This window comes from Yoonia sp., assembly GCF_046498525.1.
GTDB lineage: Bacteria > Pseudomonadota > Alphaproteobacteria > Rhodobacterales > Rhodobacteraceae > Yoonia.
This window is the reverse complement of the sequence record NZ_JAWOAN010000302.1, coordinates 1-9,478: the sequence shown is the minus strand read 5'-3', so window position 1 is coordinate 9,478 and position 9,478 is coordinate 1. Positions and strand designations below refer to the sequence as shown.

The 9,478-nt window shown below is 55.3% G+C and carries 10 protein-coding genes and 2 pseudogenes; 7 read left to right on the top strand and 5 right to left on the bottom strand.

The window, feature by feature from the left end; translation table 11 throughout:
- On the top strand, positions 1 to 418 hold a 418-nt coding region (locus tag R6T97_RS17695; protein WP_410350598.1), incomplete at its 5' end, for an NAD(P)-dependent oxidoreductase.
- Here the strand turns inward: R6T97_RS17695 and R6T97_RS17690 are convergent.
- On the bottom strand, positions 396 to 1,436 hold the full coding sequence (locus R6T97_RS17690; protein ID WP_410350597.1) for an L-idonate 5-dehydrogenase: 1,041 nt from the start codon (positions 1,434 to 1,436) through the stop codon (positions 396 to 398). The genes R6T97_RS17695 and R6T97_RS17690 overlap by 23 nt on opposite strands.
- A 2-nt stretch (positions 1,437 to 1,438) precedes the next feature.
- Complete coding sequence (locus R6T97_RS17685; RefSeq protein ID WP_410350596.1) at positions 1,439 to 2,386, bottom strand: 2-hydroxyacid dehydrogenase; 948 nt, start codon at positions 2,384 to 2,386, stop codon at positions 1,439 to 1,441.
- An 84-nt stretch (positions 2,387 to 2,470) separates the two neighbouring features.
- On the opposite strand from R6T97_RS17685, the gene R6T97_RS17680 reads away from it, so the two are divergent.
- The 5 genes from R6T97_RS17680 (at position 2,471) to R6T97_RS17660 (ending at position 6,060) form a co-directional block, all read left to right on the top strand.
- Positions 2,471 to 3,238: an SDR family oxidoreductase gene (locus R6T97_RS17680; RefSeq protein ID WP_410350595.1), complete on the top strand. Its 768-nt coding sequence runs from the start codon at positions 2,471 to 2,473 to the stop codon at positions 3,236 to 3,238.
- Positions 3,235 to 3,729 carry a gluconokinase gene (locus R6T97_RS17675; RefSeq protein WP_410350594.1) on the top strand — a complete coding sequence of 165 codons (495 nt, stop codon included), beginning with the start codon at positions 3,235 to 3,237 and terminating at the stop codon, positions 3,727 to 3,729. Before R6T97_RS17680 ends, R6T97_RS17675 begins: the two co-directional genes overlap by 4 nt.
- Positions 3,726 to 4,613 carry an NAD(P)-dependent oxidoreductase gene (locus R6T97_RS17670; RefSeq protein ID WP_410350593.1) on the top strand — a complete coding sequence of 296 codons (888 nt, stop codon included), beginning with the start codon at positions 3,726 to 3,728 and terminating at the stop codon, positions 4,611 to 4,613. Before R6T97_RS17675 ends, R6T97_RS17670 begins: the two co-directional genes overlap by 4 nt.
- A complete protein-coding gene (locus R6T97_RS17665) occupies positions 4,610 to 4,942 on the top strand; it encodes a hypothetical protein (protein WP_410350592.1) in 333 nt (110 codons plus the stop codon). The genes R6T97_RS17670 and R6T97_RS17665 overlap by 4 nt, the downstream gene beginning before the upstream one ends.
- Positions 4,943 to 5,043: 101 nt before the next feature.
- A complete protein-coding gene (locus tag R6T97_RS17660; protein ID WP_410350591.1) occupies positions 5,044 to 6,060 on the top strand; it encodes a LacI family DNA-binding transcriptional regulator in 1,017 nt (338 codons plus the stop codon).
- Between the two features lie 184 nt (positions 6,061 to 6,244).
- Here R6T97_RS17660 and R6T97_RS17655 read toward each other — a convergent pair whose 3' ends face one another.
- From R6T97_RS17655 to R6T97_RS17645, 3 genes and pseudogenes are all read right to left on the bottom strand, one after another.
- The gene (locus tag R6T97_RS17655) at positions 6,245 to 7,225 is read right to left on the bottom strand and encodes a DctP family TRAP transporter solute-binding subunit (protein ID WP_410350590.1); all 981 of its coding nucleotides are present in this window, start codon (positions 7,223 to 7,225) and stop codon (positions 6,245 to 6,247) included.
- A gap of 19 nt (positions 7,226 to 7,244) precedes the next feature.
- Positions 7,245 to 8,524 (bottom strand): annotated as a pseudogene (locus R6T97_RS17650) (TRAP transporter large permease subunit).
- Positions 8,521 to 9,015 carry a TRAP transporter small permease gene (locus R6T97_RS17645; protein WP_410350589.1) on the bottom strand — a complete coding sequence of 165 codons (495 nt, stop codon included), beginning with the start codon at positions 9,013 to 9,015 and terminating at the stop codon, positions 8,521 to 8,523. Before R6T97_RS17645 ends, R6T97_RS17650 begins: the two are co-directional and overlap by 4 nt.
- 223 nt (positions 9,016 to 9,238) lie before the next feature.
- On the opposite strand from R6T97_RS17645, the pseudogene R6T97_RS17640 reads away from it, so the two are divergent.
- A pseudogene (locus tag R6T97_RS17640) lies at positions 9,239 to 9,373 on the top strand (IS6 family transposase); the annotation flags it as partial.
- Positions 9,374 to 9,478: the final 105 nt, after the last annotated feature.

Here is a 9,478-nt window from a genome sequence, read left to right as displayed (position 1 = left end):
GTTGGGACGGGCGACATTGATTGGGCCGGTCGGGTCAGGCCAGATTACCAAACTGGCCAATCAACTGATTGTTGCCACGACCATCGGCGCGGTTGCCGAGGGTCTGCGTCTGGCCGAAGCCGCAGGATGTGATCCAGCCTTGGTGCGGGACGCGCTGAAAGGTGGCTTTGCGGATAGCAAGATCCTTGACCTGCATGGTTCCCGCATGGTGGCGGGTGATTTCGCGCCCGGCGGCCGGTCCGTTGCGCAGTTGAAAGACATCGACAATGCACTGGCCGTCGCCGCACAGACAGGGCTTGACCTGCCGTTGTCACATCAGATTGCCGCCGGTTTCCGGGACTTTGTCGAAAACCACAATGGCGGCGACCTTGATCATTCTGCCTATTATCTTTGGCTTAGACAGCGTCAGAAAAAGTGATCTGTGCCTTCATCGCGCGTGATCTGTCACCCGCTGTTTCAAAAGCTCTTACCGCATCATCCAATCCAAAGCTGTGGGTGATGAACGGTTTCACATCTATCAGCCCTTTTTGCATCAGACTGACGCCGGTTTGAAATTCTTCGTGAAACCGGAACGAACCGCGCAGCGACAATTCCTTTGCAGTCATTGCCTGAACCGGCAGTGACATGTCGCCGCCCAGACCAAGCTGCATGATTATCCCGCCCGGACGCATGACCTTGACGGCGCCAGCAAGCGCCTGCGCAGCGCCAGAGCATTCAAACAGCAGATCGAACATGCCCTTGTTCTTGGCATAGTCATCAAGCACACCAGCGTTCAAGCGCATGTCGATAGTCACATCTGCCCCCGCAGTTTTCGCCATGCCAAGCGTAAATTCCCCAAGGTCGGTCGCGACGATAAGGTCCGCGCCGGCACGGCGTGCGGCGAGTATGCAAAGTATACCAATCGGGCCGCATCCTGTCACCAAAACGGACTTTCCCAGCATAGGACCGGCCCGTTTCGCTGCATGCAAACAGACGGCCAGTGGTTCGGCCATCGCTGCCTCTGCCGCTGTCAGCCCGTCTGCGACTGCGCATTGTGTAGCATCCGCGACCAGCACCTGCCGGAAAGCACCCTGGATATGCGGAAACGGCATGGCTGAGCCATAAAACCGCATGTTCAGGCATTGATTGAACATCGCTTCCTTGCAGTAGATGCAATCGTGACAAGGGCGCGAGGGGGACACGGCGACCAATTGGCCCACTTTCAAAACGGTGACGCCTGCGCCAAGCGCCGTGATATGACCAGATACTTCGTGGCCGAGCACCATCGGTTCCTTCAATCGGATGTCACCAAAGCCACCGTGGTTGAAGTAATGCAGGTCAGAACCGCAAATGCCACCGACCGCCAACGTGATCTGGACCTGACCGGGACCGGGCGTTTCCGGTGTCTGATCTTCGATCCGCAGGTCCTTGACAGCGTGAATAACAATGGATTTCATCGTCAAAGCACCTGTGTCAGCAGCGGCTTGCCGTCGAAATGCGCCATCAAGTTTTCGCGCACCAACGCCCCCATCGCCTTGCGCGTCTCAAACGTGCCAGAGGCATGGTGGGGTTGCAGCATCACGTTTTCCAGTTCCAGAAAACGCGGGTTCAGTGTTGGTTCGCCTTCGAAAACATCCAGCGCTGCGGATCCGAGCCTGCCGGATTCAAGTGCATCCAGAAGGGCCTCTTCATCGATATTGGCGGCACGGCTTATATTGATGATCATACCGTCGGGGCCTAGCGCATTGATGACATCAATATTCACAATGTGCCGAGTTTTTGCAGAGGCGGCGAGCGTCACAAATAAGAAATCCGAACGGGCCGCAAGATCAACGGCGCTCTGCACGAAGGTCCAGTCGCGCGCATAGTCTTTCGGGGCCACATCCGAATAAGCGATATCCAGATCAAAGCCTGCCAACCGCTTGGCCACCTCGAACCCGATCCGGCCAAGGCCCAACACGCCTGCCTTTTTCCCCCAAACCCGTTTTTGGAGTGGATAAAGGCCCTTTGAAGCCCATGACCCATCGCGAGCCCATTTTTCGGCGCCAATCATCCCGCGTGATTGCGCAAGCATCATGGCAACACCAAGGTCAGCCACGTCGTTGGTCAGGACATCGGGTGTGTTCGTGACCTTGATGCCGCGCGCCTTGCAAGCGCCGAGGTCAACCGCATCATATCCGACACCATATACGGCGATCACTTCAAGGTCTGGACAGGCGGCAATCATAGCGGCATCTGCGCCTAGTTCGCCCCGCGTGGCTATGCCACGGACATGCGGGCCAACTTGGGTTAGCAACGCTGGTTTGTCATTCGCTTCAAAATAACGATGTGCGGTGAAGGCCGCGTCAAGCGGGGCCTGGTCCCATTCAGGGTAAGGCCCGACCTGGAGAATTTCGACTTTGGCCATGGGAGTTCCGATCAATGTTGACAATGACTGTTATCGATAACATAAACGAGGAAATATCAACTTGTCGAGACCAAAAGGAACACCATGAGCCTGAGCCTATTTGACCTGAGCGGAAAACGTGCACTCATCACCGGATCGTCACAGGGGATCGGCTTTGCGCTTGCGCGGGGCATGGCCGCTGCAGGTGCCGAGATCATCTTGAACGGGCGCGATATGGCCAAACTTGATGCCGCGGCAAAAATGCTGCGCGATGAAGGTGCCACGGTTTATAAGCTCGACTTTGATGTCACCGATCACTTGGGTGCCCGCGCGGCGGTGGACGCGTTTGAGGCCGAGACCGGCGCGATTGATGTCCTTGTGAATAATGCCGGGATGCAGCATCGCGGACCATTAGAGGAATTTCCCGCGGACGCGTTCGAGCGCCTTTTGCAGACCAACATCGCATCGGTTTTTCATGTGGGCCAGGCCTGCGCGAACCATATGATCAAGCGCGGGGCAGGGAAAATCGTGAATATCTGTTCAGTGCAAACCGCGCTCGCACGTCCGGGCATCGCGCCTTACACGGCCACGAAAGGGGCCGTTGCCAACTTGACCAAAGGCATGGCAACCGACTGGGCCAAGTACGGCTTGCAGTGTAACGGCCTCGCCCCCGGCTACTTTGACACACCGCTGAACAAGGCGCTTGTTGACGATCCCAAGTTCAGCGGCTGGCTTGCCACACGTACACCGGCAGGGCGCTGGGGCAATGTCGAAGAACTTGTCGGCACCTGCATCTTCTTGTCATCAGCCGCCTCATCCTTCGTCAACGGCACCACCGTCTTTGTCGATGGCGGCATCACGGCATCGCTATGACCGGACGTTATGTTGTCATGGGCGTTTCAGGTTGCGGGAAAAGCCATATCGGTGCGGCATTCGCAGCCGCGATTGGGGGCAATTTCATTGACGGCGATGACCTGCACCCAAAGGCGAACATCGCGAAGATGAGCAGAGGCGAACCCTTGAGCGACACAGATCGTGCACCTTGGCTCGATCAGGTTGGCCGCGTACTGGAACCTGATACTGTCATTGCGTGTTCTGCATTGAAACGCAGCTACCGCGACCGGATCAGGCTAGGCGCAGCGGCACCGGTCGTTTTCCTGTTTCTCAGCGCAGACCGCGATCTTTTGCTGGATCGGATGAGCAATCGCCCCGGCCATTTCATGCCACCTTCGTTGCTGGACAGTCAGCTTGCTACGCTCGAGCCACCCATGGCAGATGAATTGCATGTTGTAGCCGATATCAAAAATACCCCCGAGCACATGGTTGAAAGACTTGTCGCGGGAGCAAAGGAGTTAACCTCATGACACTCAATATAGCCTTGATCGGCGCAGGCGCGATGGGGGGTGCCATTGGGACCCGTCTTGCGCAAACCGGCCAGAATCTTGCAGTTTTCGATCTTGACCAAGACAAGGTTGCAGAGATTGTGGCGCATGGCGCCAAGGCCGCAGGTTCGGCGGCACAAGCGGCAAACATGTCCGACTATGTGATTACAAGTCTGAATGCGCCGCAGATCGTGGACATCGCGGTTTTTGGCAAGGGTGGCGTTGCCGAAGGGGCAAAGCCGGGCATGCTCATCATCGACATGTCTTCTATTGATCCCGAAGCAACCAAAGAATTGGCGGCCAAAGCAGCGGAAAAAGGTTTGCGCTGGGTCGACAGCCCGCTGTCCGGTGGTGCACCAAAAGCCTTGACCGGAGAACTGACCCTAATGGCGGGCGGCACCGACCAAGACGTCCAGGACGCCTATGAAGTGCTGCAATATGTCGCGACCAATTACACCCATATGGGACCGGTTGGTGCGGGTCAGACAACCAAACTCATCAATCAGGTTTTATGCGGTCTGAATTTCATGGCCGTTGCCGAAGCAACGCAACTGGCGCTTGATGCCGGTGTGGATGCGGCCAAGGTGCCGGTCGCACTAAAGGGTGGCCGCGCCGACAGTGCGATACTACAGGAATACATGCCGCGTTTTGCGACCAAGGATTACAGGCGCACAGGGCGGATCGACAACATGGTCAAGGATCTGAACGGCGCACAGGATCTTGCGCGACACACACATACGTCAATGCCACTGACTGCCCTGTGTGCCGAAATCCATCGGATGCTAACATCCGCCGGTTTAGGCGGCGAAGATCAGGCAGCATTGATGGAATACTTCAATGGACCCAATAAGGAATTCTTCAAATGATTACCCGCTACGCATTATTCGAAGGCAGCGTCAAATCCGGCAATACAGACGCATTCCGCAAGGCCGTCACCGAACGGCTGGTCCCGCTGTGGACCCAGTTTCCCGGCAACACCGACGTGCGCGTCATGTTTGGTGAAGGCCGGGACGCCGGCGCGCCTGAATTCCCACTGATCCTTGCCATCACCTATCCTGATATCCAGACCATGGAAGGCACCCTGAGCAGCGACGCGCGCAACAAATCCAAAGACGTGACAGGTCAAGTGGTAGCGGAATTCTTTGACGGGCATATTCATCATCACGTGATGGCAGCCACAGAATATAAAGCCTGAAGAATTGGTTTGCAGGAAATCCAAACGACCCTACATTTGACATGGCGATAGGGTGCCGGTTGGGTTAATCTCTTGCATTCAAAGAAAAAGGGGACCGTAGAATGCAACGCACTCCCGTCAGAATGCGGGATCTGGCCGAAGCCGTAGGCGTATCCGTCATGACGGTTAGTCGGGCTTTCAAGTCAGACAAGTCAGTGAACGAAGAAACACGCAAAAAGATTTTGCAGGTCGCGCAAGATCTTGGCTACGTGTTTGATTCGACAGCTGCAAACTTGCGCACCCAAACCACAAATTTCGTTGCGGTGATCATTCCCTCGATCAACAATGCAAATTTCGCCGACACGGTTGGGGCAATGTCTGATAACTTGTCAGAGGCAGGCATGCAGGTGTTGTTGGGCTATAGCGGATACAATGTTGCCAAAGAAGAAGAGTTGATCGCCCAGCTGCTGCGCCGCAAACCTGATGCCATCGTTGTCACCGGTGGGCGGCACAGTCCGGCGGCCCGCAAGATGTTGTTGAACGCCGGGATTCCTGTGGTCGAAACCTGGGACCTTCCGCCGGATCCAATCAATCATGTTGTTGGTTTTTCAAATGCCGAAACGATGCATGGGCTGGTTGATCATATCGTCAAAAGCGGCCGGACCCGGATTGCATTTATCGGAGGCGATTCAAATGACGACACGCGGGGCGCAGACCGCCGGCGCGGTTTCTTGGCCGCAATGGAACGACACGGCCTTGATGCAACACGTTTGGTAGGCGCAGGGCAGACACCTATTTCGATGCTACAAGGTGCCCAGTCGATGGCACAAATTCTAGACGAGATGCCAGACACAGAGGCTGTCATCGGCGTCTCCGATCTGGTCGCATTCGGTGCGCTTACCGAATGTCAAAGGCGTGGTGTCCGTGTGCCAGACGACATCAGTATCGCAGGTTTTGGCGCATATGATATCTCGTCGGTGTCGCACCCGACACTCACCACTGTTGATCCAAGGGCCCAAATGATCGGTACCGAGACGGCGCGGCTTATCATGCGTTTGCTTGATATGAAACCTAACATCCTTCCCGAGCATGAAGTCATCAAGATCGACTGGTCAATACGGCCCGCCCAATCTGGCTGAGCCTGCCAGATATCGTCAGCTTCTATTGTAGCGCAGCATTTAACCGCTGCGCCAATTTACAACGGTTCGGACGGCATCAGAAAATCGGACACGATTAATTTGCTTGGGTGAGGTCATATTTCTTTTCAAAACGCGCCCGGACAGTTGCGTGGCCGGACGCGCTTGAGGATTGATGTTTACCAGATCAGTTGGACGTCTCAAGGATCGCGTTCACAAGTGCATCACCGTTTTCCGCAATGAAGTTGTCCCAATCCGGCTTGACCATGGCCTGAAAAGCCGCGCCATCGACGTCACGGTTCACTTCCATGCCGTTGCTCTCCAATTCAGCAATCATTTCTTCTTCCTTGGCGATGCTCAGTTCGCGCTGCATGTCGACAGCTTCGGCAGCAACGTCGAGGACGACCTGCTGCTGTTCGGCGGTCAACGCATTGAATGTGTCCAGATTCATAGCGACGGCTAGCGGAGAGTAAGCGTGCTGGGTCATGCTGAGATGCTTTTGAACCTCGTAGAACTTGAACGACAGTGTGACACCAATCGGATGATCCTGGCTGTCCACAACGCCGGTCTCCAGCGCGGTGTAGAGTTCTGCGACGGGAATCTGCTGCGGATTGGCACCCAGTGCCGCAAACATGTCGTTCAATGCCTTTGAGTTGTTCACCCGCATTTGCAGTCCGGCCACATCCGCAGGTGTCCGGATCGGCCCACCGTTGTTGGTCATGTTGCGATAACCGTTTTCGGGAAAGCCCAGACCTTTCAGACCATGCGCCTCAAATCCGGCCAGCACACCCTGTCCAACTTCGCCGTCGAGAACCGAATATGCGGTTTCACGCGTTGGGAACATGAAGGGCAGAGTGAAGGCGGCAGATTCAGGCATCAGACCCGAGAAATTGTTAAGCCCGACCATCGTGATATCAATGATACCAGAGCGGGTGCCGTCTATCATTGCTGCGTCATTACCCAATTGGCCTTGTGGGAAAATCTGGACCGTTACTTCACCATCAGTGCGGGCCGCTACCTGTTCCTGAAAGAATACCGAAAAGTCCTGTTGCAAATCGGTCTCGGGTGCCGCATGGGCAAGTTTTAACGTAACCTCGGCAGTAACGGTTGTTGCGGCACCAAGTGCAACGACTGATGCCAATACAACGCTCTTGAAGCTTAGTGTCATGTTATTCTCCTCCTTGGAATTAACCGATGAACCATTTCATCGGGACGATGATGATGCTTGGCACTGCAATGAACAGAGCCAAGAGTATTAGGTAAGCAAGCAGAAAGGGCCAGGCACCGCGCACGGCGGATGACATCGGGACCTTGCCGACCCCGCAGACAACGTTCAGGACCGTTCCCACCGGCGGGGTAATCAATCCAATGGAGCAATTTATCACGAACATCAGGCCAAAATAGACAGGGTCGATTCCGGCCAAATTGATCACCGGCATCAGCAATGGGACAAGAATCAGGATGGTCGGTGAGAGGTCCATCACCATGCCGACCAGCAGCACCAAAACCATGATCACAGCCATCAGAAGACGTGGACGATCCACAAGCGGCCCCAACAGCTCGGCAAGCTGCTGTGGGAGTTGTGCGACCGTGATAAGCCATGCGGCCACCATCGCGCAACCAACGAGAAACATAACCATCGCGGTCGCGCGCCCGGCATTGAAGAGCACGTTAAAGAAGATGGAAAAAGTCATTTCGCGGTAGATCACGAGGGACACAAAAATGGCGTATACAGCCGCGACGACTGCCGCTTCAGTTGGCGTAAAGACCCCAAAACGGATACCACCGATGATGATGACCGGCAACAAAAGCGCCCAGATGCCCTCCTTCAATGCGGTGCGGCGCTCTGCCTTGTCGCAAGGGGCATGACCTCTAAATCTTCGTTGCGCATCAGGACGGCCCAAACCAACATGAGCGTCAGCCCCATGATCAAGCCGGGAACAATACCGCCCAAAAACAGGTTCTTGATTGAAATGTTGCCTGCGACCCCGATCAGGATCAGGGGCAGTGAAGGCGGAATAACAGGCGCAATGATACCACCGGATGCGAGCAAACCCACTGAACGCCCCTCGGGGTATCCCGCCTTGCGCATCATGGGGTACAGGATTGACACCAGAGCTGCGGCGTCTGCCACTGCGGACCCCGAAAGCCCGGCGAGTAGCACAGCCGTCAGAATGGCCACGTAACCAAGTCCGCCTTTTCTATGACCTACAAGCGACGTCGCCATCCGCACGATACGTTTTGACAGACCGCCGGTCGACATGACTTCGCCGGCCACAAGGAAAAATGGGATTGCCAGAAGTGGGAAACTATCGACGCCGTTGATAAGTGACTGTGCCAGGATATCGGCACTGAAGAGGTCCATGTGCAGCATCAGTCCCATCGCGGACAAAAGCAGTGCAAAAGCGACAGGCAGACCCAAAAGGATAGAGCCGATCAGGATACCGAGAAAGATCGCAAGAGTCATCCGTGCGTGATCCCGTCCGAGGTATCCTGAGGCAACAAGGCATCAGGATTGATAATCCGCACAGCGGCGATCACCGTCATCAGGATCGACGACACGACGCCCGACAAATATAGCACGGCGGATGGAAGACCTGTCAGTTGTGATATGTTGTTCCAGTTGGCGTTCATCTGCCGGAACGCGCCCCAGAACAACATGAGGACCGAAACCAGGATAACCACATAGGCAAGCCGCCGGAGTAAAGGGACGGCCCGCGGGAAAAGCGCCTGTGAAAATTCGGCGACGGCCAGATGCTCGTTGCGACGCAACACAACTGCGGCCCCCAGCATCACGAGCCAGACAAGCCCAAGACGAGACAATTCGACCGAGGGGCGAAGACCCGAAGAAAAGCCGTAGCGCAGCACCACATTGGTAAATACCAAGGCGATCATGCTGCACAACAAAGCGGCCATGATGACGTCGATGAAACGCCATATGCTATTCCAAATTTTCACTGTGCCCTCCCTGACCTCAGAAAAGATGTTATCGATAACATATTAACCCGTCAATCTGTATTTAAGAATTTCGCAAAGTGTGGGGCAGTTGCCGTGGGCAGCTCTTGATGGCACGTTCGGGATGTCGCCATGGTCGGTGATATTTTTCACCTGCGGCTAGCCAAAAGGCACTGTCAGACAAAATCCGCTTGAGGCCGGCGGGACACCAAACTAGCCTCTTTGGATGACAAAACGCTCCCCATTTCGCTACTTTAAAACGTCACCTGAAATCATCCGCCTGGCCGTGATGCTTTACGTCCGTTTTCCGCTTTCGCTGCGGAATGTAGAAGATCTCCTTCATGAGCGCGGGATTGAAATAAGGATCGCCCCGGAAATCCATGCTCATTTTGTCCACTTCATCCAGGCAGAACACCGGGTTGTTGGCCCCGGCCTTTTTCAGGCTCTGGATGATCTTTCCGGGCAT